Origin of the sequence: Brevundimonas naejangsanensis (assembly GCF_000635915.2) — a bacterium.
Taxonomy (GTDB): Bacteria; Pseudomonadota; Alphaproteobacteria; order Caulobacterales; family Caulobacteraceae; genus Brevundimonas; species Brevundimonas sanguinis.
On record NZ_CP015614.1, the window covers coordinates 1,527,441 to 1,551,642 of the forward strand.

18 protein-coding genes are annotated in these 24,202 nt (G+C 67.8%); 7 read left to right on the forward strand and 11 right to left on the reverse strand.

The window, feature by feature from the left end:
• Nucleotides 1-40: 40 nt before the first annotated feature.
• The gene (locus DA69_RS07220; protein WP_029972647.1) at nt 41-1,327 is read right to left on the reverse strand and encodes a dipeptidase; all 1,287 of its coding nucleotides are present in this window, start codon (nt 1,325-1,327) and stop codon (nt 41-43) included.
• 250 nt (nt 1,328-1,577) lie between these two features.
• On the opposite strand from DA69_RS07220, the gene hemF reads away from it, so the two are divergent.
• Complete coding sequence (gene hemF / locus DA69_RS07225; protein WP_419177568.1) at nt 1,578-2,432, forward strand: oxygen-dependent coproporphyrinogen oxidase; 855 nt, start codon at nt 1,578-1,580, stop codon at nt 2,430-2,432.
• A gap of 10 nt (nt 2,433-2,442) precedes the next feature.
• On the opposite strand, the gene DA69_RS07230 is transcribed toward hemF, so the two are convergent.
• Nucleotides 2,443-4,944 (reverse strand): hybrid sensor histidine kinase/response regulator, encoded by a 2,502-nt coding sequence (locus tag DA69_RS07230; protein WP_025978105.1) that lies wholly within the window; start codon nt 4,942-4,944, stop codon nt 2,443-2,445.
• A gap of 88 nt (nt 4,945-5,032) precedes the next feature.
• On the reverse strand, nt 5,033-5,749 hold the full coding sequence (locus tag DA69_RS07235) for a type 1 glutamine amidotransferase (RefSeq protein ID WP_025978106.1): 717 nt from the start codon (nt 5,747-5,749) through the stop codon (nt 5,033-5,035).
• 92 nt (nt 5,750-5,841) lie between these two features.
• Here DA69_RS07235 and DA69_RS07240 point away from each other — a divergent pair, with 92 nt between their 5' ends.
• Nucleotides 5,842-6,150, forward strand: a complete 309-nt coding sequence (locus DA69_RS07240; RefSeq protein ID WP_025978107.1) for an antibiotic biosynthesis monooxygenase family protein — start codon at nt 5,842-5,844, stop codon at nt 6,148-6,150.
• On the opposite strand, the gene rlmJ is transcribed toward DA69_RS07240, so the two are convergent.
• Complete coding sequence (gene rlmJ, locus DA69_RS07245) at nt 6,147-6,968, reverse strand: 23S rRNA (adenine(2030)-N(6))-methyltransferase RlmJ (protein WP_025978108.1); 822 nt, start codon at nt 6,966-6,968, stop codon at nt 6,147-6,149. The two genes, DA69_RS07240 and rlmJ, sit on opposite strands and share 4 nt — an antisense overlap.
• A gap of 216 nt (nt 6,969-7,184) precedes the next feature.
• Between rlmJ and DA69_RS07250 the strand changes: the two genes are divergently transcribed.
• Complete coding sequence (locus tag DA69_RS07250) at nt 7,185-8,186, forward strand: DNA topoisomerase IB (RefSeq protein ID WP_029972651.1); 1,002 nt, start codon at nt 7,185-7,187, stop codon at nt 8,184-8,186.
• A 17-nt stretch (nt 8,187-8,203) separates the two neighbouring features.
• On the opposite strand, the gene tdh is transcribed toward DA69_RS07250, so the two are convergent.
• Nucleotides 8,204-9,238: an L-threonine 3-dehydrogenase gene (gene tdh / locus DA69_RS07255; protein WP_199683607.1), complete on the reverse strand. Its 1,035-nt coding sequence runs from the start codon at nt 9,236-9,238 to the stop codon at nt 8,204-8,206.
• A gap of 231 nt (nt 9,239-9,469) precedes the next feature.
• Here tdh and xrtH point away from each other — a divergent pair, with 231 nt between their 5' ends.
• Together xrtH and DA69_RS07265 are read left to right on the forward strand one after the other, a co-directional pair.
• On the forward strand, nt 9,470-10,003 hold the full coding sequence (gene xrtH / locus DA69_RS07260) for an exosortase H (RefSeq protein ID WP_025978111.1): 534 nt from the start codon (nt 9,470-9,472) through the stop codon (nt 10,001-10,003).
• Nucleotides 10,003-10,653, forward strand: coding sequence for an exosortase H-associated membrane protein (locus DA69_RS07265; RefSeq protein ID WP_025978112.1), 651 nt, complete (start codon nt 10,003-10,005; stop codon nt 10,651-10,653). The genes xrtH and DA69_RS07265 overlap by 1 nt, the downstream gene beginning before the upstream one ends.
• 23 nt (nt 10,654-10,676) lie before the next feature.
• Here the strand turns inward: DA69_RS07265 and DA69_RS07270 are convergent, their stop codons facing one another.
• Both DA69_RS07270 and DA69_RS07275 read right to left on the reverse strand, forming a co-directional pair.
• On the reverse strand, nt 10,677-11,867 hold the full coding sequence (locus DA69_RS07270; RefSeq protein ID WP_025978113.1) for a glycine C-acetyltransferase: 1,191 nt from the start codon (nt 11,865-11,867) through the stop codon (nt 10,677-10,679).
• 51 nt (nt 11,868-11,918) lie between these two features.
• Nucleotides 11,919-12,809 carry a DUF4232 domain-containing protein gene (locus DA69_RS07275; protein ID WP_025978114.1) on the reverse strand — a complete coding sequence of 297 codons (891 nt, stop codon included), beginning with the start codon at nt 12,807-12,809 and terminating at the stop codon, nt 11,919-11,921.
• A gap of 145 nt (nt 12,810-12,954) precedes the next feature.
• Here DA69_RS07275 and DA69_RS07280 point away from each other — a divergent pair, with 145 nt between their 5' ends.
• Nucleotides 12,955-15,081 (forward strand): TonB-dependent receptor domain-containing protein, encoded by a 2,127-nt coding sequence (locus tag DA69_RS07280; RefSeq protein WP_025978115.1) that lies wholly within the window; start codon nt 12,955-12,957, stop codon nt 15,079-15,081.
• 233 nt (nt 15,082-15,314) lie between these two features.
• Nucleotides 15,315-18,068, forward strand: coding sequence for a TonB-dependent receptor (locus DA69_RS07285; RefSeq protein WP_025978116.1), 2,754 nt, complete (start codon nt 15,315-15,317; stop codon nt 18,066-18,068).
• 196 nt (nt 18,069-18,264) lie between these two features.
• On the opposite strand, the gene mce is transcribed toward DA69_RS07285, so the two are convergent.
• From mce to DA69_RS07305, 4 genes are read right to left on the reverse strand one after another with little or no spacing between them, the layout of a single operon-like run.
• Nucleotides 18,265-18,687, reverse strand: coding sequence for a methylmalonyl-CoA epimerase (gene mce / locus DA69_RS07290; RefSeq protein ID WP_025978117.1), 423 nt, complete (start codon nt 18,685-18,687; stop codon nt 18,265-18,267).
• Entirely contained in the window at nt 18,684-20,843 is a 2,160-nt protein-coding gene (scpA, locus tag DA69_RS07295) for a methylmalonyl-CoA mutase (protein WP_025978118.1), read from the reverse strand. Before scpA ends, mce begins: the two co-directional genes overlap by 4 nt.
• The gene (locus DA69_RS07300; RefSeq protein WP_025978119.1) at nt 20,840-22,219 is read right to left on the reverse strand and encodes a methylmalonyl-CoA mutase family protein; all 1,380 of its coding nucleotides are present in this window, start codon (nt 22,217-22,219) and stop codon (nt 20,840-20,842) included. Before DA69_RS07300 ends, scpA begins: the two co-directional genes overlap by 4 nt.
• Nucleotides 22,220-24,196, reverse strand: a complete 1,977-nt coding sequence (locus DA69_RS07305) for an acetyl-CoA carboxylase biotin carboxylase subunit (RefSeq protein WP_025978120.1) — start codon at nt 24,194-24,196, stop codon at nt 22,220-22,222.
• Between the last annotated feature and the right edge of the window lie 6 nt (nt 24,197-24,202).

Sequence of the window (24,202 nt, forward strand, 5' to 3'; positions counted from 1 at the left end):
TCCCTCCCCATTAAGGGGAGGGAAAAGTCAGAGTGCGGTTTTACTCCGGCGCGCCGTCGTCCGGCAGTTTGGCCAGGCTGGGCCGCTCAGCCCGCTTGGACTCAGCCACCCGCTCCACCGCCCGCATGACGCGCAGCAGGTTCTCGCCCGAGATCTTGCGGATATCCGCCTCGCTCCAGCCACGGCGCATCAGTTCGGCCAGCAGGCGCGGATAGCCGTCCACCCCCTCCAGGCCGACCGGCAGGCTGTCCACCCCGTCATAGTCGCCGCCCAGGCCCACATGGTCGATGCCGGCCACGTCGCGAACGTGCTGGATGTGAGCGATGACGTCCTCCATCGTCGCCTTGGGCGCCGGGTTGGCGGCGTTCCAGGCGTCCATGCCCGCCTTCACCGCAGCGGGATCGCCGGGGTTGAGAGCACTGAGCCGCGTCATCTCAGCGGCGCGCGCCGCGCCCGAGGCCCGCACGGCCTCGCTGATGAAGCCCGGCACGAAGGTCACCATCACGATGCCGCCGTTGCTCGCCATCTGGCGCAGCACCGCGTCCGGCACATTGCGCGGATGGGCCGTCACCGCCCGCGCCGAGGAGTGGGAGAAGATCACCGGCGCCGAAGACACCCGGATCGCATCGACCATCGTGTCTTCGGACACGTGGCTGAGGTCGACCATCATACCCAGACGGTTCATCTCCCGGACCACCTCTTCGCCGAAGGCGTTCAGTCCGTTCCATTTGGGGGCGTCGGTGCCGCTGTCGGCCCAGGTGGTGCTCTTGGAGTGGGTCAGCGTCATATAGCGCGCGCCCGAATCATAGAACTCGCGCAGCAGGCCCAAGGAATCGTCGATGGAATAGCCGCCTTCCATGCCGATCAGACTGGCGATCCTGCCCGCGCGGTGGATGCGGACCAGGTCATCGGCGGTCGTGGCGATCTCGAAAGTCTCAGGATAGGCGGCGGCGATGCGCTTGACGGTGTCGATCTGCTCGAAGGTGGCCTTGGCGGCCTCGACCGGCGCCATGCTGGCCGGGACGTAGACCGACCAGAACTGACCGCCCACGCCCCCGGCGCGCAGACGCGGAATATCCGTATGCAGGCGCGTCGATCCCGACAGATTCGCATTCAGATCAACGCCGTGCGGGTCGTTCCCGAAGCCCTGGCGCAAGGCCCACGGCAGGTCGTTGTGTCCGTCGATCAGCGGCGTGCGCTTCAGGATCTGCGTCACGCGCGCTTCTTGCGGCTGGGTTTGAGCCAGAGCCGGTCCCGCCAGAACGGCGATGGAGGCGGCAGCCAGCAGACTGGCGCGCAGTCCGGCGTTCAGGGCGATGCGGATCATGGGTTCCCCTCTTTGATACTTGGCCCGCCCGGGCGCCCTCGGCGCTGCTTCTTGCGGGTGCGGCAGGCTGGCACAGCCGGACCGCAGAGGGAACCGTTCGTATACCGCCTTACGCCAGCGGATTGTGATCTGGATCAAGGCCCCCTGCCCCCGCCTGCGGCATCAGGCCGTCGTCCGCGCACCCCGCCGGACTGTTCAGAAAGGCCGCGTCATGGTTGAAGCCCTCATGATCCAAGCTGACCCCGCCCTGATGATTGAGCGCCGCGAGCGCGCCCGCGTCTGGTTCGAGACCCTGCGCGACAAGATCCACGCCGGTTTCGAGGCGCTGGAAGACGCCGCGCCCGCCGAACTGTTCGCCGGAGACGCCGGCCGCTTCGTCCGCACGCCCTGGGATCGCCCCGAAGGCGGCGGCGGCGTCATGGGCATGATGAGCGGCCGCCTGTTTGAAAAGGTCGGCGTCCACTGCTCGACCGTTCACGGAACCTTCCCCGCCGACTACGCCAAGAAGGTGCCGGGGGCAGAGGAAGACCCGCGCTTCTACGCCACCGGCATCAGCCTGATCTGCCACCCGGTCAGCCCGCGCGTGCCCGCCGTGCACATGAACACCCGCCTGATCTCGACGACCAAGACCTGGTTCGGCGGCGGCGGCGACCTGACGCCCGTGCTGGACGCGGACCGGCGCGACGACCACCCGGACACTGTGGACTTCCACGCCGCCATGAAGGGCGCCTGCGACGCTTTCGACCCGGCCTGGCACGCCAAATACAAGCAGTGGTGCGACGAATATTTCTTCCTGCCGCACCGCAACGAGCCGCGCGGCACCGGCGGCATCTTCTACGACCACCACGACAGCGGCGACTGGGAGAAGGACTTCGCCTTCACCCAGATGGTCGGCGAGGCCTTCCTGAAGGTCTATTCAGAGATCGTCGCCCGCCGGATGCACGAGCCCTGGACCGAGGCCGAGCGCGAGGAACAGCTGATCCGTCGCGGCCGCTACGTCGAGTTCAACCTGCTGTACGATCGCGGGACCATGTTCGGCCTGAAGACCGGCGGCAATGTCGACGCCATCCTCAGTTCCATGCCGCCCGTGGTGAAGTGGCCCTGATCCGCACGGATCAGGCCGGAACCTGATCCGCCTCCTGCATAACGGCCGCCTCGATCGCCCGGGTCAGTGCGGTCACGGTCAGGGGCTTGGTCAGGTGGCCGTCAGCGCCCGCCGCCCGCCCGGCCTCGACGTGTTCCTGCAGGGCGTTGGCGGTCAGCATCAGCACGGGCGTGCGCGGGGCATCCGTCGCCCTCTCATGCTCGCGGATGGCGGCGGTCGCGGTCAGGCCGTCCATGACCGGCATCTGCATGTCCATCAGCACCAGATCGAACCCGCCCTGTCTGAAGGCCTCCAGCGCCTCGGCGCCGTTCTCAACGCTGACCAGATCGACGGGCATGGCCTCCAGCATGACCTGAACGACCAGACGGTTGGCCGGGTGATCGTCCGCCAACAGAATCTTCAGGCGCTCATGGCGCGCGATGGGTCGCGCGGCGGGCGCAACAGTCGGGACCTCAGCCTCAAGCGCAGGCGGCAGAGACAGTTCGAACCAGAACCGCGCGCCTCCATCCGTCGGCGATTCGCAATCCAGACGCCCGCCCATCAGCCGCACCAGATCGGCCGAAATCGCCAGCCCCAGGCCGCTGCCCCCGAACCGGCGGGTGATCGATCCATCCGCCTGCTGGAAGCGATGGAAGATGCGCTGCTTGAACTCTTCGTCGAAGCCGATCCCGGTATCCGAAACCACGAACGAAGCCCGCCCCTCCGCGGCGCGGCGCGCTTCAAGCCGCACCTGACCGGTTTCGGTGAACTTCACGGCGTTGCTGACCAGGTTGGTCAACACCTGCCGCAGGCGCACCGCGTCGCCGATGAAGGCGGCGTCGAGATCGCGGTCCAGCTCCAGCGTGAGCGCGACGTCCTTCTGCATGGCCATCGGCGTCCATAAGGCCATGATCTCCCGCAGCATGACGCCCAGATGGAAGGGCGCCGGGTCCAGCCTGATCTCTCCGGTCTCAACCCGAACCGTGTCGAGAATATCCGACAGCAACCGCTCCAGAGTGACGCCGGACGACCGGATGATGTCGACCAGTTCGCGGTCCTTGGGCGCCAGGTCCCGCCGCGACAGCACGTCGGTCATCGCCACGACGCCGTTCAGGGGCGTGCGGATTTCATGGCTCATATTGGCCAGGAATTCGCTCTTGGCCTGATTGGCCTCTTCGGCCCGGCGCTGGGCGGCGCGCAGACGCCGCGACTGGCGCCGCTGCCAGATGACGACGAACAGGGCTGACAGAACGAACAGCAGGCCGATGCCCATGATCCAGTTCTGGCCCCGGATGACCGCGCGCTGAAGCTGGGTGTTGGCGCGCGCGGTCTGGAGCTGGCGGCGACGCTCGGCCAACTGTTCCTGCATGTCGCCGGTGACCTGATGGATGCCGGCGCTGAAGCGCTGCGCCGCCTGCACGGCGCGGCGCTGTTCATAGTCGCGCAGCACGTCAAAAGCCTCGGCCGTGCGCCCGGACGCCCTCAGCACTTCCGCCTCCACCAGGCGTTCGCGCGGGTCGACGATACCTTCCGGGGCCAGCTGGCGCAGGCGCTCCAGATCACGCCGGGCGCCTAGGATGTCGCCCGTCCGCGCCCGCGCCACGCCGCGTAGGGGCAGGATGTCGAGCGCCAGGAAGGCCTTGCGGTCGATCAGAGCCTCATGAGGCGCCAGACATTGCAGAATCCTGGCCGATGAATGACGCATATCGGCCACCGCAGCGCACAGGGCGGCGTCATAGGCGTGAATGGCCGGGATGCCCGCCCGTTCAGCCAAGCGGTGGTGCGCCGCATAAAAATGCTCGGCGCGCGCCAGGTCGCCGACCTGCACCGACATCCGCGTCAGATTATACAGGCTGTCGAAATCGGGGCGGGGATAGGCCGGATTGGAGTAGTCGATCTCAAACCGACGAAAGGCCGCAGCGGCGCCGGACACGTCGTTGAGCTTCATCAACCCCATGCCGGTCATTTCCCACACCCCGGCGCGGGCGGTGTTGGCGAAGGGATCATGAACCGGGATTTCAGCTTCGACCCCAGCGAGCAGGCGCAGCCCCTCGCCCACCTGATCCTGATCCATGAGCGACAGCGCGAAGAGCCGCGCGGCGTGCGCCTTGACGAACCAGTCGCCGGTCGTCGCCGCCACGCCCCCCATATCAGCGGCGACGGCCAGGTCGCCCTGGTCATAGCGCGCGGTCAGCCTATTCAGCCGCGCGATCTCAAGATAGCGCCGGTCGTCCGCCGCCCTGGCCTGCGCCTCCAGTCGACCGTTCCACAGGGCCGCCCGCTCAAAATCACCCTGATTCAGAAAGGTCCAAGCGACGTGATACAGGCGATTCCGTCCCTCACGGTCGTTTCGCTTGAGCGCCTGACGGCCAAAAGCCTCAAGGGCGTCGAAGTTCGTGCGCATCGCCCGCTGCTCGACCGCGCGAGCCAGTTCGATCGCCGCCGGAGGCGGCGACGCCTCGGCCTGCATGGGCGGCTCGGCGACGGCGACCGAGGCCGCCGCAACGCCCGCGAGAACGAAGCCCCTGAACAAAACACGGCGCCTCAACATCTTCCTCCCGCCTGACTTGGGCGTGACAGTGGAGGCGAGATATTGAGCAAGGCTTATCGCCCCGCCGCAATCAGGCCTTATTTTCCTCTGCGTTCGATACGCCCAGATATTTGCGGATCCAAGCGCCCAGTATCGCCCTGTCGTTGGGCTGCTTCAGGCTGGCCTGCGCCTCGTCAACCAGATGCTCGGCGATCCGCCCGCGCCGTCCTTCGGTCAGGGCTGCGGCGAAGGCGGGGTCAAACTCGGGATGGCACTGAAAGCTAATGGCGTCGTCCCCCCAGGCCACGCCAGCATGGGGCGTGAAGGGGCTGGCCGCGATCACTCGCGCATCGTCCGCCAGTGCGATCACCTGATCCTGGTGCGAGGCGGGAATAGATAAGGTCGCAGCGGGCGGCTGCATCCATGTCTCGTCGCCCGTGACCTCATAGGCATGAAGCCCGACGCCCCAGCCGCGCCCCGACTTTTCGACCCGCCCGCCGAACGCCTGAGCCATGATCTGATGGCCGAAGCAGATGCCGGCCAGACGCGTCCTGCCCCGCGCATCGCGCAGCCACTGCGCCAGCGGCTCGATCCACGGCAGGTCCTCATAGACGCCCGCCGCCGAGCCGGTGACGATGACTCCGGCGAAGGCCGCAGGGTCATCCGGCAGTTCGCCTGCCTGAACATCAAAGCGGCGCGTGGCCACGCCATCGCCCAGCAGCGCGCGGAACTGATCGACATAGTCGCCGTATCGGGCGGCCAGATCCTCTGGCGGTCGCCCGGTCTCAAGAATGGCGATGACGTTCATGCTCGGTTCTCACTCCCGCAGACGCACGATGAAGGAGGCGTCAGCCCCTGGATTGGGGTAGAAGATCAACCAAGGCAATGGGACGAACCGTCATGACCGCTACCGATGATCCGGTCGTGCTGATCAACATCTTCAAGTGCGACCAGCGCCACCTGGACGAACTGATCGAGCGCCTTGCGGCGCTGGCGAAGGTGCAGTCCGAACTGCCCGGCTTTGTCTCGGCGACCCTGCATCGGGGGCTGAACGGCCGCGTCGCCGCCAATCACGCGGTGTGGGCCAGCGCCACAGACTGGAAGGCCATGACGCGCCACCCCCAGGTCGTCAACGCCATGGATCCGATCCTGGCCATCGCGACCTTCGAGCCTCACCTCTATGAACCAGGCGAGGTGACGACCGGCTAGCCGGCGCGCCAGATCTCGGCGCGCGCCCCCGCGTCGCCCAGCGCCTGAACCGTCCAGCCGCAGATTTCAGCCGCCGCCGCTTCGGCCCCCGACGGCGCATTGACCACCGTCATCGCGCAGCCGTTCATCTTCATCGGATTGTTCAGCGGCCGCAGGCGCGCCTCGGCGACCAGCACCCGCGACAACCCCGCCTGCTCCAGCCGCCGGATGAAGCCGTCGAACGTCTCCAGATCCTTCAAGGGCGTCCAGATCGCGACGCACGCCGTCGGATCCGCGCGCACCACAGCCGCCGCCGTCTCGGCCGAGCGGACATAGTCGTCAGGCCGCTCGAACGGCGGGTCGATCAGCACGAGCGGACCCTTGACGCCCCTGGCCGCGCGCACCGCCTCTTCATAGCCGTCGCCCGCCTGTCCCTGCGCGTTCGGCCACGCGGAGAGCGCCTCATTGAGCAGGGCCTCAATCGGCGGATTCAACTCAAAGCCGCGATAGGAATCCTCGGCCCGCAGCGCCCGCGCCGTCAGCACCGGCGAGCCCGGATAGAACCGCACGCCGCCTTGAGGATTCAGCGCGGCCACTTCAGCGGCCAGCGCCTCGATCAACGGAGGCCGCGCTTCGGCGGTCATCAGCCGCGCCACCCCGGCCTCGGCCTCGCGCGAACGCTGGGCGTCTCCCGACAGATCATAAAGGCCCGCCCCCGCATGGGTGTCTAGGACCGTCACCGGCCCCCTGCTCTGGCGATCCTTCAGCAGCCACAGCACCAGGGCGTGCTTGACCAGGTCGGCGAAGTTTCCGGCGTGAAAGCTGTGACGATAATTCATGCCGCTCCGTCCCTCGCCCGCGCCCTCAGGTCAAGCCATCGGCGCCCCGGTGAAGGAACCGCGTGACGCCGCCGCCGTTGCGATATGCCGCTTGAGAAGAGCCACGATGATCGAACGCCCGGCCCCGCCCGACGAGGACCACGCCCCCCGCGCCGCCGCCCGGGCCCTCCTGGCCGTTGGCGGACGACATGGGCGCGGCAGAGTGAAGGTCGGCGCGTGACGTCTCCCCATCCCGCCCCGCCCAAAGGGTTGACCTGGTGCAATGATGACAGCCCGGGCCTGACGCGCCGTCGCTCCGGTCGCGGCTTCTGCTATCGGGATGCGGACGGAGGCCTGATCCGGGACGCCGCCACGCTGGACCGCATCCGCAGCCTGGCCATCCCGCCGGCCTGGACCGATGTCTGGATCTGTCCGCGCGCCACCGGCCATATTCAGGCGACGGGGCGCGATGCGCGCGGGCGCAAGCAGTACCGCTATCATCCTGACTGGACGGCCCATGCGGCCGAGAACAAGTTCGAGCGCCTGCCCGCTTTCGCCCGCGCCCTGCCCCGTCTGCGCAAGCGCGTCGAGGACGACCTGTCCCGGCGCGGCCCGTGCCGGGAAAAGGTGCTGGCCACCGCCGTGCGCCTGCTTGAGATCACCCTGATCCGTGTCGGCAACGCCCAGTATGCGCGCCAGAACCGCTCCTATGGCCTGACCACCCTCAGCAAGCGGCACCTCGAAATGGACGGCGCCGCCCTGACCTTCGCCTTTCGCGGCAAGAGCGGGATCGAACACAGCGTCAGCCTCCGCGACAGGCGCCTGGCCACGGTCGTCCGGGCGCTGCGCGACCTGCCCGGCCAACAGCTGTTCAAGTACCGCGATGCGGACGGCGCCCTGCATCCCGTCACCTCGGACGAGGTCAACGCCTATATCCGCGAGGCGGCGGGAGAGGAGTTTTCCGCCAAGGACTTCCGCACCTGGGCCGGCACGGTGTCCGCCGCCCGCGCCCTGCGCGACGCCGAGGCCCCGACCTCGGCGGCCGACGCCAAACGCAAGGTCACGATCTGCATCAAGGCTGTGGCGGGTCTGCTGGGCAATACGCCGACCGTCTGCCGCTCGTCCTACGTCCACCCGGCGGTCGTCGCCCTGTTCGAACAGGGTCAACTGGCGCAAAGCCTGCCGAAGTCAGAAGCGGATTCTTTCGAGACCGCCCTGATCAAGCTGCTGGCGGCCTGAACCAGGCCGCCCCCGCTTCAGTCGGCCCAGTTCAGGACGACCTTGCCGGACTGGCCCGACTTCATGGCCTCAAAGCCGGCCTCGAAGTCCTGATAGGGCATCTGGTGGGTGATCAGCGGGGTCAGGTCCAGACCGGCCTTCAGCAGACCGAGCATCTTGCGCCAGGTGGTGAACATCTCACGCCCATAGACGCCCTTGATGGTCAGGGCCTTCAGGATGATCGCGCCCCAGTCCGTTTCCATCGGTTTGGACGGAATACCCAGCATGGCCATGCCGCCGCCCATGATCAGGGTGTCGACGCACTGTTTGAAGGCGATGGGCGAGCCCGACATCTCCAGCGCCACGTCGAAGCCGACCTTCAGGCCCAGCTCGTGCATGACGTCGCGCAGATCTTCCTTGGTCGTGTTCACCGTGCGCACGCCCGGCGCGACCTTTTGCGCAAGTTCCAGGCGGAAGTCATTGATATCCGTCAGAACTACCGTGCGCGCGCCGGCATGACGCGCCACCGCCGCCGCCATCATGCCGATCGGACCGGCCCCGGTGACGATCACATCCTCGCCCAGCAAGTCGAACTGCTGCGCCGTGTGCACGGCGTTCCCGAACGGGTCCAGGATCGAGCCGATCTCATAGGGCACGTCGTCCGGCAGTTCGATGACGTTGAAGGCCGGCGCCACCACATACTCGGCGAAGGCGCCTTGACGGTTCACGCCGATGCCGCGCGTGTCGGGGTCCAGGTGGAAGTGACCCGCGCGGGCCGCCTCGGAGTTCAGATCGATCACGTGCCCCTCGGCCGAGACGCGCTGGCCGACCTTCAGGCGGCGATCCACGTCCTTGCCGATGGCGACGATCTCGCCCGAGAATTCATGGCCGGTGATCATCGGCACGGGCACGTTTTTCTGAGACCATTCGTCCCAGTTCCAGATGTGGATGTCGGTGCCGCAGACAGCGGTGCGGTGCACCTTGATCAGCACGTCCTCGTCGCCCGCGACGGGGATGGGGGCGTCGATCAGCTCCAGCCCTTCGGCCGGTTTCGTCTTGGCCAGGGCCTTCATGGTGTCGGTCATGGTGGGTGCTCCCGTTGCTCGGCTTCAGCCGCTAGGCCGCCTTGGCGCCGACCGCAAGCGGTCGAGTGCGAAAAGCATCAACGGCGGCGATCCACGAGCACCCGGGATAACAACAGTCGAGCTTAGCTGTAAGACATGCCATGAATCAGCTAGCTATCGCTCGCTCACACGCCGACCTCATCTCCGGCGGCCTTGTCCACAAGGATCAGTTCGTCGCCCATGCCGCGTTTCCTCAAGTCGCCTGCCGTTCAATATCTGGGCCTGTTCGCCCTGTTGGCCATCGCCCTGTTCAGCGCCCTGGCGACGCCCTGGGCCGAGCGGCTTTTCGTCCAGCCCTTCACCCAGCTTCTGGTGGATATCTGCGCCGCCGTGCTTCAGCCGTTTGACGGGCGCGTTCAGGCGCAGGGCGACATCCTGCGCTTCAGCGACGGACAGGGCGCCGTTCAGGTGCTGGCTGGCTGCAATGCGGTCGAGGTCTGCGCCCTGCTGACCGCCGCCATCCTGGCCTTTCCGGGGCGGCTGCGCGACGGAGTGATCGGCGCCGTCGTGGGGGTGGGCGCGCTGCAGCTGGTGAACCTGCTGCGGATCATCAGCCTGCTCTATCTCTCGCGCGGGTCGGAATCGCTGTTCGAGTTCTTCCACCACTACGTCTGGGACGCGATGATCGGCCTGGAGGGGCTGCTGGTCTTCTTCTTCTGGACGCGGTGGCAGGGGCGTCAGCCGGCCAAGGCCGCCGCCAAGGAGACTGTCTGATGACCGGCTGGCTGCAAACACTCGGCGCCCGTACGCCGGAAGAGGCCGCACGTCGTCGCTTCGGCCTGTGGTCGCTGGTGATGTTCCTGCTGCTGCTGCCGCCCTGGTGGCTGTGGGGCGCGGACCTGGCCACGGCTGCGCTGCGGCCGCTGGCGAGTTTGGTCTTCCCGATCTTCGGCCTGTCGGGCGAGATCATCACCCGCGCCGATGGCGGCTGGGGCGTCGGCACGCGCCTGACCTCGGACGGCGCGCCGGTGGTCTACGAGGTGGCCCACACCGCCATCCGCCGACTGCTGCTGGGCGTTCCGCTGGCCGTCGCCTTCCTGACGGCGCCCCCGCGCACTGATCGTCCGCTGAGAGCGGCTCTGATCGCGGCGGCGGTTCTGACCGCGCTGTTCCTACTGTCGCTGGTCTGTCTGATCTGGGGCGAGCTGGCGGCGCAGCTGAACCCCGAACTGGCGCCCCGCAGCGCCGGGACGCTGTCCTCGCTGGATCAGCCGCCGCTGCATCCGATCGCGGCCCAGGTCGCCATCGTCGGCCGCTATATCGGCATGTCAGTAGCGCCGCTGATCGCCGCTATCCTGCTGTGGGCGGCGCTCAATCCAACAGGCCGGTCGGTCGTCATGGCCGACGACAGCCTGAAGGACTGAACCAGCTCCCTGAGCTTACGGGGTCAGATGACCCCCAGCTCCTTGCCCGCCTGAGTGAAGGCCGCGACGGCCGCGTCGATCTGCTCAAACGTATGGGCCGCCGACATCTGGGTGCGGATGCGGGCCTGACCGCGCGGCACCACCGGGAAGCTAAAGCCGATGACGTAGACGCCCAGCTCCAGCAGGCGCGCCGCCATGTCCTGCGCCAGCTTGGCGTCGCCCAGCATGACCGGGATGATCGGGTGCTCGCCCGGCAGCAGGTCGAAACCGGCCTGCGCCATCGCCGAGCGGAAGCGCGCGGCGTTAGCGAACAACTGGGCGCGCAGCTTGTCGCCTTCCTCGCCCGCAGCGATGCGGATGGCCTCCAGCGACGAGCCGCACACGGCGGGCGCCAGGGCGTTGGAGAACAGATAGGGCCGCGCGCGCTGCTTCAGCAGCTCCACGACGTTTGAGCGGGCGCAGATGAAGCCGCCCATGGCCCCGCCCAGCGCCTTGCCGAAGGTGCCGGTGACGAAGTCGACCTCGACGCCGCAATGGGCAAACGAGCCCTTGCCCTTGTCGCCCAGGAAGCCGGTCGCGTGGCAGTCGTCGACCATGATCAGGGCCTGATACTGGTCGGCCAGGGCGCGGATCTGATCGATCTTGCCGATGTAGCCGTCCATTGAGAAGGCGCCGTCGGTGGCGATGATGATGTTGCGGGCCCCGGCAGCGCGCGCCTCCTTCAGCTTGGCCTCCAGATCGGCCATGTCGGAGTTGGCGAAGCGGTAGCGCTGAGCCTTCGACAGGCGCACGCCGTCGATGATCGAGGCGTGGTTCAGGCTGTCCGAGACGATGGCGTCCTCGGCCCCGAACAGCGGCTCGAAGATGCCGCCATTGGCGTCGAAGGCGGCCGCGAACAGGATGGCGTCCTCAAAGCCGAGGTAGTCGGCGATGGCGCGCTCCAGCTCCTTGTGGATCTCCAGCGTGCCGCAGATGAAGCGCACCGACGCCGTGCCCGCGCCCCACTTCTCCTGCGCCTTGATCCCGGCCTGGGTGACGCGCTCGTCGCCGGCCAGGCCCAGATAGTTGTTGGCGCAGAAGTTCAGCACGTCGCGGCCGTTGACGGAGATCACCGGCCCCTGGCGCGAGGCGATCACGCGCTCGGGCTTGGTCAGCCCCTGAGCGTCGATATCAGCCAGCTCGGCGGAAACACGGTCGTAGAATGCCTGGTTCATATTCTGGGTCATGCTTGCTCCGCTACGCTGAATCTCGGCAGGTTTGAACCCCTAGCCTGCGGCGGGCGCAGCCGCCTGAGCCGAGGCCTCGGCCACGGGGCGCAGGGGGCTGACCTCAACCTGCCCGCCGCACGGCGTGAAGGCCAGCGGCAGGGCGATGGCCGTGGCCGCCCCCGGCGCCGTGACCCGCACCGTCTTGGCCGAGGGACAGGCCGTCTCGCCCTTGTCCTCGTGCGGGATGACGGTCCAGGCCAGATCGAACCAGGCGGCCTGTTGCGGACGGATTTCGACCGGCGTCGGCGCGCGCCCCTGCGCGAAATAGTTGCCCGGCGTCTGGACCGCCCGAACGCCCGTCAGCAGCCTGCCGTCGCCGTCCAGCAGGCTTACGGACGGATAGCCCGTGACCGTGCAGGCGGTCGCGCCTGTATTCCTCAGCGCCAGAGTGGTCACGCGGTGGCCCATGCCCGCATCGCCGCCCTCGACCGCCAGACGCAGGGTCTCAGCAGCGCAGGGCGCGCCGGCGGGCGGCGGCGCCACCGCCGCGACCGGGCGGCTGCAGCGTTCGATGATGACGCCGTCCGCCTGATCCCCCTGCCCTGCGGTCTGGCCCATACGGCTCAGCGTGCCGCTCTCCGTCTCGCCGCGGCTGGCCGTCCACCACCCCAGCCCCTGCCCGGCATAGCGGGCGCCGCTGGCCGAAACGACATTGGTCAGAGCATAGTCCTTGCCGTCGTAGGAGACGCGGGCGGTCTGGGCGTCGGGATAGGCCACCACGACCGTCCTGCCGCTTTCGCAGGCATAGCCGACGGCGGCCGCATCCTGGGCCGCCGGGGCCTCGATCGGCGAGGTCGGCTCGGCAGGCTTCTCCTGCGAACAACCGGCGGCCAGAAGGCCCAGCCCGGCTGTGACGGCGATAGTCTGGAACCCGGCGGATCTGGTCATGGCGGCCCCCTTGAAACAGCGACCCTGCTGCAACGTCGAGGGCTTGTGAAGGCTCCGGCGGGATGAAATCGTCGCGAAGGGCGGTTGCGTAATGATATACTATAACATATCAAGCCTCCCATCATTGTAACGGGGATGCGTGATCATGCGTTTTCAGACCTTCCTACTGACCGCCGCGAGCGCGGCCGCCCTGGCCAGCCTGGGCGCCGCTGCGCCCGCCTTCGCCGAGGATACGCTTCAGCGTCAGTCGCAGGCCGATCCGCATGATCACGCCCCCACCGCCGCCGACGCCTATGAGGTGGACGAGGTCGTGGTGCGCGCCCTGCCCCTGGGCCGCGCGGGCGACGACGTGGGCTCGCACGTCGCCCTACTGAGCGGCGACGACCTGGTCCACCGGCGCCAGTCGACGCTGGGCGACACCCTGAACAGCATTCCCGGTGTCAACTCCGACACCTTCGGCGGCGGGGCCAGCCGTCCGGTGGTGCGCGGCCAGACCTCGCCGCGCGTCAAGGTGCTGAGCGAGGGAGCGGGCCTGATGGACGCCTCTGAAGTGTCGCCCGACCACGCCGTCAGCGGCGAGCCGCTGCTGCTGGAAGGCGTCGAGATCCTGCGCGGCCCGGCGGCCCTGCTTTACGGCGGCGGCGCCATCGGCGGCGCGGTGAACCTGCTGGACAAGAAGATCCCGACCCGCGTCCCGGCCAACGGCGGCGAGGGCGTGGCCGAATACCGTCGCGGCTCGGTCGACAATGAGGAAGCCGGCGTGGTCGGCATGACGGTCGGGGCCGGAAACTTCGCCCTGCGCGTCGAAGCGGCGGCGCGCAAGTCGGACGATTACAAGGTCCCGGGCTGGGACGAGCCGCGCCTGGACGGCTCCTATAATGAGACCTCGACGGCGACTCTGGGCGCCTCCTGGATCGGCTCGCGCGGCTATCTGGGCGCGGCCTTCACCGAACAGACCAGCCGCTATGGCCTGTCCGGACACACCCACGAGTACGAGGGCTGCCACCCGCACGGCGACCACCTGCACTGCGGCGGCGGTCACGACCACGGTCACGACGACGATCATGGCCACGGCGACGACGATCACGGCCATGAGCACGAAGACGATCACGACCACGCCGCCCCCGAGGTCCGCCTGAAGAGCCGCCGGGTCGATCTGCGCGGCGAACTGCGCGATCCGCTGCCGGGCATTGAGAACGTACGTCTGCGCGCCGGTTACACCGACTATGAGCACAGCGAGCTGGAAGAAGGCGTCGTCGCCACGACCTTCACCAACAAGGGCTATGACGGCCGGATCGAGGCCCAGCATCGCGAGATCGCCGGCGTCCGCGGCGTGGTCGGCCTGCAACTGAGCAAGAGCGACTTCGCCGCCGTCGGGGACGAAAGCTATCTGGCGCCCAGCACGACCAAGAACACCGGCCTGTTCGTGATGGAGGAATACGAGATCGGCCTGTGGCACCTGGAGGGCGCCCTGCGTCAGGAATGGCAGGAGGCCTCGGCGCTCGGCCTGCCCGACGTCGAGCACAAGCCCTTCTCCGTCTCCGGCTCGGCGGTGTGGCACTTCACCCCCGGCTGGTCCGGCGCCGTATCGCTGTCGCGTTCGCAGCGCGCGCCCTCGGCCCAGGAGCTCTATGCCGACGGCGTCCACCTGGCGACCAACACCTATGAGATCGGCGGTTCCGATCTGAGCGTCGAGACGGCCAACTCGATCGAGCTGACCCTGCGCAAGACCGAAGGCTCCCTGACCGGCTCGGTCAGCGCCTATCACTATGTCTATGACGACTACATCTTCGCCCGGACGCTGGACCAGTACGAAGACTTCCGCCTGATCCGCTACAGCCAGGCCGATGCGACCTTCACCGGCATCGAAGGCGAGCTGACGCAACAGTTCACGCCATGGCTGTCGGGCACGGTCTTCGGCGACTACGTCCAGGGCGAGCTGAAGGGCGACGGCGGGAACCTGCCGCGCATCCCGGCGGCGCGGGCGGGCGTGCGTCTGGCCGCCTTCCAGGGACCGTGGTCGGGCGACGTCGAATACAGCCGCACCTTCAAACAGACCGACATCGCCGCTTTCGAGACCGAGACGCCGGGCTACGACATGGTCAACGCCACGATCGCCTATGACGTGGATCTGGGGCCTGTCCGATCGCAGATCTTCCTGCGCGGGACCAATCTGCTGGACGAGACGGCGTTCAACCACGCCTCCTTCCTGGCCGAGACGGTGCCCCTGCGCGGGCGCAACCTGACGGTCGGCGTGCGCGCTCGCTTCTAAGGCTCTTCGCCACCGCAAAAAACAAGGGACGGGATCCGACGGATTCCGTCCCTTCGTCCGTTGGACCCATGTCGGTTCGGACGGGACTAAGCCTCTTATTACAGGAGTTTAATCTCAGAGCGCGATCGCGCCCACTTTCGGCGCACATCGTTCTCTACCTGGGCCGATGCGGTGGATGAGACAGGGCGTCCGCCGCGAACGTGCCTATTTCCCGGTTGCCTTTAGGACTCGACATGTCGCCAGTCGCTTTGCTGTTCGCCCTCGCCTCCCTGTCTCCTGCCGACACGGCGGCGGCGTCCTCCTCCCCCGCCCAGGCTGCGCCCGCCCAGACCGCAACCCCTGTGCCGCAGGAGGAGATCGACGACGACGCCTATGACCTGGGCACGCTGGAGGTCGTGACGACCGCCCGGCGCGGCGCAGCCTTGGGCGATTACGAGCCGGAACTGGTCCTCGACGAAGAACAGATCAAGGCCTACGGTGCCAGCAGCATTGAGGAACTGATGACCCTGCTGGAGCCGGTGACGCGCAGCTCGCGCGGCGGCTCGCCGGTTTTCCTGGTCAACGGACGGCGCATCTCAGGCTTTCGCGAAATTCGCGGCATCCCGCCCGAGGCGATCGAGCGCACCGAGATCCTGCCCGAGGAAACCGCCCTGTCCTACGGCTACAGCGCCGATCAGCGGGTCGTGAACTTCGTGCTGAAGGCCGACTTCCGCTCCGTGACCATGCAGGCCAGCGCGCGTCGTCCCGACCAGGGCGGCCGCACAATGACCGACCTGGAAAGCAACATCCTGCGCATCTCGGGCAAGCAGCGCTGGACGCTGGACCTGGAATACGAACGCGACACCCCCCTGTTCGAGACCGAGCGCAACATCACCCGCGACGGCGTTCCCTACGACCTGATGGGCAATGTCACCGCGCCCGGCGGCGGCGAGATCGACCCCGCCCTGTCGGCCCTGCTGGGCCAGAGCGTGACGACCGCCTCGGTCGGGGCGGGCGCGGCGGGCGGCGCCAGCCTGTCCGACTTCGGCGTCGGGCCGCGCACCGACGACCTGACCGCCTATCGCACCTTGTCGCCCAAGCGCGAGAACAGCTCCATCTCCGGCTCCCTGGTGCGCGACCTGAACCAGACCATGTCGATGACGCTCAGCGGCGAACTGGAGGATACATCCAGCTTCTCCTACCTGGGCCTGCCGGGCCTCAGCCTGGCCCTGCCCTCGGCCAGCCCCTATTCGCCCTTCGCCGGCGACGTCCTTCTGCATCGCTATATCGACGCGCCCGGCGCGCTGGGGCGGCAGACCGACACCCTGTCAGGCCAGTTGGGCTTCCTGGTCGACGGCTATCTGGGCGACTGGCGCTGGACGGTGAACGGCGGCTACGACCGCACCGAGACCAAGACCCGCACCGGCCGAGGCCTCAACGACGACGCCCTTCAGGCGGGCGTGACGGCGGGAACCATCGACCCGTTCGGCGATCTGGGCCAGCTGCCGGCCAATCCGTTCGACACGGCGCGCTCCATCTCCAGCAAGTCCAGCCTCGAGGGCGTCATCAACGGCACGGCCTGGGAAGGCCCGGCCGGATCGCTGACCTCGACCTTCAAGGTCGGCTTCGACAGTCAGTCGCTGGACTCCGAGAACCTGCGCTTCTCCGAGGAACAGCAGGCCAGCGTCTTCTCCGAACGCTCCCTGTCGCGCGACCGCACCAGCGCCTCGGGCAACTTCAACCTGCCCATCGCCAGCCGCGACCGCGAGGGGCTGGGCGCGCTTGGCGACCTGTCGGCCAACCTGAACCTCGCCTATGAAGACCTGTCCGACTTCGGCGGCCTGTCGGCCTATACGGTCGGGCTGAATTGGTCGCCGTGGGAGCCGGTCAACTTCACCGCCAGTTGGGCCGACGAACAGAAGGCCCCGTCGATGTCGCAGCTGAACGACCCGACGATCTCGACCCCGAACGTGCCGGTCTATGACTTCGCCACCGGCCAGTCGGTCAACATCGTCCGCATCGAGGGCGGCAACCCCAACCTGTCCGAGGAGACCAAGCGAGTCCTGAAGTTCGGCGTCAACCTGACCCCGCTGAAGGACAAGGATCTGCGCCTCACGGCCAACTACACCCGGACCGAGACGGAAGGCTCCATCGCCTCCTTCCCGACCATCACGCCCGAACTGGAAGCCGCCCTGCCCGAGCGCTTCACGCGCGACCTGGACGGCAATCTTTTGTCGATCGACGCCCGGCCGCTGAACTTCCAGAAGGCCGAGCAGCAGGAAATCCGCTGGGGCCTCAACTTCTCGACCGCCTTCGGCAAGCCGGACCCGGCGGCTATGGCCCGCATGAACACGCGCAGCGGCGGCGGCCAGCGCGGACCGGGCGGCGGCGCGCCGACCGTCATGCGCGTCCAGGGCGGCCCGCCTCCGGGAGGTCACAGCGCGGGCGGCGCGCCCTCTGGCGGCGGAATGCGGATGCAGTCTGGCGGCGGACGCGGCCGGGGCGGCGGCATGATGCCGGGCCAGGGGCGCTTCAACATCTCGCTCTACCACACCTATCGCATCCAGGATGAGATCACGATCCGCGACGGCCTGCCGGTGTTCGACCTGCTGGACGGCGCCGCCATCGGCGCGCGCGGCGGCCAGTCCCGCAATGAAGTCCAGCTGCAGATGGGCGCCTTCAAGAGCGGCATGGGCGGCTTCCTGAACGCCAACTGGAAGGAATCCACCCGCATCAACGGCGGTTCGTCGCCGGACGACGACCTGAGCTTCTCGGACCTGACGACGGTGAACCTGAACCTGTTCGCCGACCTTTCGTCGCGGGAGAGCCTGGTCTCGCGCTACCCGTGGCTGAAGGGCGCCCGCGTCAGCGTCGGCGTCGAGAACATCTTCGACCAGCGCCTGAAGGTCCGCGACGGCCTGGGCGAGACGCCGCTGTCCTATCAGCCCGACTACCTCGACCCGCTGGGCCGCACGTTCCGCATCAGCCTGCGGAAGATCTTGTACTGAGCCGACACCTCCCGCCGTCATCCTCGGACTTGATCCGAGGATCGAGGAAACCCGCGCACTCTTCCTGTCCGCCGCCCCTCAGGCGGATGGCCCGATCCTCGGATCAAGTCCGAGGATAACGGCGAAGAAGGCATCAAGAAAAAGGCCCGGTCTCGCGACCGGGCCTTTTGTCTGCATCGGTTTACAAAACCGGAGCTCAATGCGCCTCTTTCGGCGTCTCCATCAGTTCGATCAGCACCCCGCCCATCTCCTTGGGATGCAGGAACACCACCGGCGTCCCGTGCGCCCCGATGCGAGGCTCGCCCGTGCCGAGAATGGTCACGCCCTTGGCGCGCATTTCGGCGATGGCGGCGTGGATGTCGGCCACCTCGAAGCAGACGTGGTGCTGGCCGCCCTTCGGGTTCTTGGCCAGGAAGCCTGTGATCGGGCTGGTCTCGTCGAACGGCTCGATCAGTTCGATCTGGGCCGTCGGCGTGTCGATGAAGCAGACCTTCACCCCTTGGGCGGGCAGGTCGAACGGCTCGCCGATCTTCGTGGCGCCCAGAATATCGCGATACAGCTTGATCGACTCGGCGATGGAGGGCGTGGCGACGCCGACGTGGTTCAGATTGCCGATCACTTCTTCGTCTCCACAGGCGCGGGCTGGGCGTAGCCCAGGCGCTGGTTCAGCTTCTCGATCAGGTCCGCCGCCGTCTCGGCGATGACCGACCCCGGCGGATAGACGGCCGCCGCGCCCATATCGAGCAGGGGCTGCACGTCCGACGGCGGAATGACCCCGCCGACTACGATCATGATGTCCTCGCGCCCCAGCTTGGCCAGTTCGGCCTTCAGCTCGGGCACCAGCGTCAGGTGCCCCGCCGCCAGCGACGAGGCGCCGACCGCATGGACGTTCTTCTCGACCGCATCCTTCGCCGCCTCGGCCGGCGTCTGGAACAGAGAACCGGCCGTCACGTCGAAGCCGATGTCGCCGTATCCGGTGGCGACGACCTTCTGGCCCCGGTCGTGGCCGTCCTGCCCCAGCTTGGCGATCAGGATGCGCGGCGGGCCGCCGTCGTTCTCGACGAAGGCGGCGACCATCTCGCGGGCGCGAGCGACCTTGGGATCGTTCCCGGCCTCCTTGGCGTAGACGCCCGACACCGTCTTCACGGTAGCGATGTGGCGGCCGAAGGCGGCCTCGAGCGCGTCGGAGATTTCGCCGACGGTGGCCTTGGCGCGGGCGGCCCGCACCGACAGCTCCATCAGGTTGGCGTTCCCGCGCGCACCTTCGGTCAGGGCGTCGAGAGCCGCCTGCGTCGCCGCCTCGTCGCGCTCGGCCTTCAGCCGTTGCAGCTTCTCGATCTGGCGAGCGCGCACCTCGGCGTTGTCGACCTTCAGCATCGGAATGTCGTCGACGACCGGGTTCAGATATTTGTTCACCCCCACGACCGTCTGCTGGCCCGTGTCGATGCGGGCCTGCGTCTTGGCGGCGGACTCTTCGATCCGCAGCTTGGGAATGCCCGCCTCGATGGCCTTGGCCATGCCGCCGTAGGCCTCGACCTCCTCCATCAGGGCGCGGGCCTTGGTCGCCAGCTCCTGGGTCAGGCGCTCGACGTAGAAGCTGCCGCCCCACGGGTCGATGACGCGCGTCAGGCCCGTCTCGGCCTGCGCCAGGATCTGGGTGTTGCGCGCGATCCGAGCCGAGAAGTCGGTCGGCAGGGCCAGCGCCTCGTCCAGCGCATTGGTGTGCAGGCTCTGCGTCTGGCCGCCCGCCGCCGCCATGCACTCGACCATGGTGCGCGGCACATTGTTGAACACGTCCTGCGCCGCCAGCGACCAGCCCGAGGTCTGGCAGTGGGTCCGCAGGGACAGCGACTTCGGATTGACGCCGCCTTCGCGCTTGACCGCCTCGGCCCACAACAGGCGGCCGGCGCGCATCTTGGCCACCTCCATGAAGTAGTTCATGCCGATGGCCCAGAAGAAGCTCAGGCGCGGCGCGAAACGATCGATCTCCATGCCCGCAGCCTTGCCCGCGCGCAGGTATTCGATCCCGTCCGACAGTGTGTAGGCCAGTTCGATATCCGCCGACGCCCCCGCCTCCTGCATGTGATAGCCGGAGATGGAGATGGAGTTGAACTTGGGCGTTTCCTTCGCCGTCCACTCGAAGATGTCGGCGATGATCCGCATCGAGGGCGCGGGCGGATAGATGTAGGTGTTGCGGACCATGAACTCCTTCAGAATGTCGTTCTGAATGGTCCCGGTCAGTTTGGCGTGGTCGACGCCCTGCTCCTCGCCCGCCACGACGTAGAGCGCCAGGATCGGCAGCACCGCCCCGTTCATCGTCATGGACACCGACATCTGGTCCAGCGGAATGCCGTCGAACAGGGTCCGCATGTCCAGAATGCTGTCGATGGCCACGCCCGCCATGCCGACGTCACCCTTCACCCGCGGGTGGTCGCTGTCATAGCCCCGGTGGGTGGCCAGATCGAAGGCGACCGACAGGCCCTTCTGACCGGCGGCCAGGTTGCGGCGATAGAAGGCGTTGGACTCCTCGGCGGTCGAGAAGCCCGCATACTGGCGGATCGTCCACGGCGCGCCCGCATACATGGTCGGATACGGCCCGCGCACGAAGGGCGCAAAGCCCGGCAGGCCGTGGATGAAGTCCAGCTCGTCCAGCGCATCCGGCCCATAGGCCGTCTCGACCGTCAGGCCTTCGGGCGTGGTCCACGGCGCGCGATCCGGCCCGACGCCGGTGGCGTCGAGGTCGAGGGCGATCTTGGAGAAGTCAGGGAAACTCATTGAACGGCCTCCTCGAAGGCGGCGGCGAAGCGGACAGGCGACAGGGCCTCGAACGCCCCGATGACGGCAGGCGCGGCGGGCGCAGGCGTCACGGGCGCGGGGCGCACATCCGGGTCGACGAATTTGGTGACGCCGACGATCTGAGCAGCGCCGTCCCGATACGCCTTCTCAGCCATGTCGCGGGCGCGGGCGATGCGGGGCTGGATCACCCCGCCCTCCAGGCAGGCGATGACGCCGCCTTCGGCCTCATAGAGCTGGAACTCGGCCCAGGCCGCCTCGGCCAGCTCGCGGGTGCGGGCGTCCAGATACCAGGAGCCGCTGGCCGGATCATCGACGCGGCCCAGGTTGGATTCCTCCATGAGGATCAGTTGGGTGTTGCGCGCCTGACGCCGGGCGAAGTCGTCCGGCAGGCCGGCCGCGCGGGTGAAGCTGTCCAGCACCACCGCATCGGCCCCGCCCACGGCCCCGGCGAACCCGGCCGCCGTCAGGCGCAGCATGTTCGGCCACGGATCGCGCGCCGACAGCATCCGCCGCGACGAGCGCGCTTCGATCTTTGCTTGAACTTCAACGCCAAAGGCCTTGGAAAGACTGGCCCAGATCAGGCGCAGGGCGCGGTTTTTCACCAGAGAGTCGAAATAGGCCTGATCCACGGCGACGCCCAGAACCACGCCCTTCAGCGCCGCCTCGACCGACAGATCTGCCTCGACGGCGGCCTTCACATAGGCCACGGCCGACGACGCGGCGAAGGCTAGTTCCTGCGCGATGGAGCCGCCCGCCTCATGCGCCACGCGGCCCGAGGCCATGAACAGCGTCGCCTCGGGATAGGTCGCAGCGTGGGTCGCCGCCGCCTTGGCCGTCTCGCCCATGATCGCCGCGACACCGCCCGGCGCCCCGCCTGCCTCGGCATAGGCCGAGATCGGGTCGAGGTGGAAGGCCAGCTTGGCGCGGGGCGAGCCCTTGGCGGCCGCCGACAGGGCCTCCGCCGCCTTCACGCCGTCGAACCCGGCGTCCAGCGCCACCGGCGCCAGCTCCAGCGCCACCCCGTCCAGCGCGCGAGCCAATCGGCCTGCGTCCGCCGCGACCGGCCCGGCGATCAGGACGGAGGCCGCCCCGTTCTCCAGATCGGTCAGGATGGCGCGGTTCAGGGCGTCCGCATCCTCGCCTTCATTCAGCGCCCGCACGTCCCACGCCCGGCCTTCGGAATCCGAGGGCCGGGGCGCGAACACCGGCTCGCCGCCATTCGCCGCCCCATACAGCGGCTTCGTCGCCAGATGGTCCGCATCCAGATGGATGAGGCTCTCCAGCGGACGCTCCTTCAGCGCCTTGACGGCGGCTTCGCGCCACTCCAGCGGGGTCGGGACGGCGAACTCGGTCATTTACTCGAACTCCACCAGCACGTCGTCGGCGGCGACCGGGTCGCCGGCCTTGGCCTTGACGGCCTTCACCTTGCCGTCGCGCTCGGCCTTGAGGATGTTCTGCATCTTCATGGCTTCGATGATGGCCACGGTCTCGCCGGACTTGACCTCCTGGCCCTCGACCACAGGGATGTCGACCACCAGACCCGGCATCGGCGAGAGCACCAGTTTGGACGTATCCGCCGCCTGCTTCTCGGGCAGCAGGGCGTAGAGATGCGCCACGTCGGGGCGCAGCACGCGCACCCGCGCCCGCGCCGCGCGGTGGCGGATGTCGAAGCCGTCGGCGGCGCGCTTCACCTCGGCGGTGAAGGCGTCCTCGTCCAGCACCGCCTTGAACAGCGACAGGCCCGGACGCCAGTCGATCTCGGACAGGGAGACCTCTTCGCCGTCGATGGCGACGATCAGGTCCTCGGCCTCGTCATAGCCGACCTCGACCTCATAGGCCGTCTTGTCGACCAGGACGGTCCAGTCGGTGCGCTCGCTGGGGTCGCCGTCCTGTTCGGCGATGACCTCGTTCATGGCCACAGCCGAGGCGATCAGGATCTTCACCTGCTCGGGGCTCGGCGCCAGGCCGTGGAAGCCCTCGGGGAACTCGTCCTTGATGTAGCTGGTCGACAGCTGGCCGGACTGGAAGCGTTCCTGATCCATGACCGCCGCCAGGAAGGGCACATTGTGGCCCAGCCCCGCCAGATGGGTGTCCTCCAGCGCGCGGGCCATGCCGCGCACGGCGTCCTCACGCGTCTCGCCCCAGGCGCACAGCTTGGCGATCATGGGGTCGTAGAACATGCTGATCTCGTCGCCCTCGCGGACGCCGGAATCGTTGCGGACCGTATAGTCGCCCTGATCGCCCTCTTCCGGCTGCTCATAGCGCACCAGACGGCCGATCGACGGCAGGAAGCCGCGATAGGGGTCTTCGGCGTAGATGCGGCTCTCGATGGCCCAGCCGTTGATCGACAGGTCGTCCTGCTTGATCGCCAGTTGCTCGCCCCAGGCCGAGCGGATCATCTGCTCGACGAGATCAACGCCGGTGATCAGCTCCGTCACCGGATGCTCGACCTGCAGACGGGTGTTCATCTCCAGGAAGAAGAAGGACTTGTCCTGACCGGCGACGAACTCGACCGTGCCGGCCGAGTCATAGTTCACCGCCTTGGCCAGGGCGACGGCCTGCGCCCCCATGGCGGCGCGGGTCGCCTCGTCCAGCAGGGGCGACGGCGCCTCCTCGATAACCTTCTGGTTGCGGCGCTGGATCGAGCATTCGCGCTCGAACAGGTGGATGACGTTGCCGTGCTTGTCGCCCAGCACCTGAATCTCGATGTGGCGCGGATCGACGATGAACTTCTCAAGGAAGACGCGGTCGTCGCCGAAGGCGTTCAGCGCCTCGGCCTTCACGGCGGCGAAGCCCTCGGCCATGTCGTCGTCCGAATGGGCGACGCGGATGCCCTTGCCCCCGCCCCCGGCCGAGGCCTTGATCATCACCGGATAGCCGATCTCACGCGCGATCTTCACCGCCTCGTCCGGCGTTTCGATCAGACCCATGTGGCCCGGCACGGTCGAGACGCCCGCCTCGGCGGCGAACTTCTTGGACGTGATCTTGTCGCCCATGGCGTCGATCGCCTCGGGGTTCGGCCCGATGAAGGCGATGCCCTCGGCTTTCAGCCGCCGCGCGAACCCGGCGTTCTCCGACAGGAAACCGAAGCCGGGGTGCACGGCCTGCGCCCCCGTCTGCTTCACGGCGTCCACGATCTTGTCCTGGATCAGATAGGACTGGGCGGCGGGCGACGGGCCGATGTGAACCGTCTCGTCCGCCATCTCGCATGCCAGCGACCCGGCGTCGGCGTCGGAATAGACAACCACCGTCTTGATGCCCATGCGACGGCAGGTCTTGATGACGCGAACCGCGATCTCGCCCCGGTTGGCGATCAGAATTTTATCGAACATTTCTGG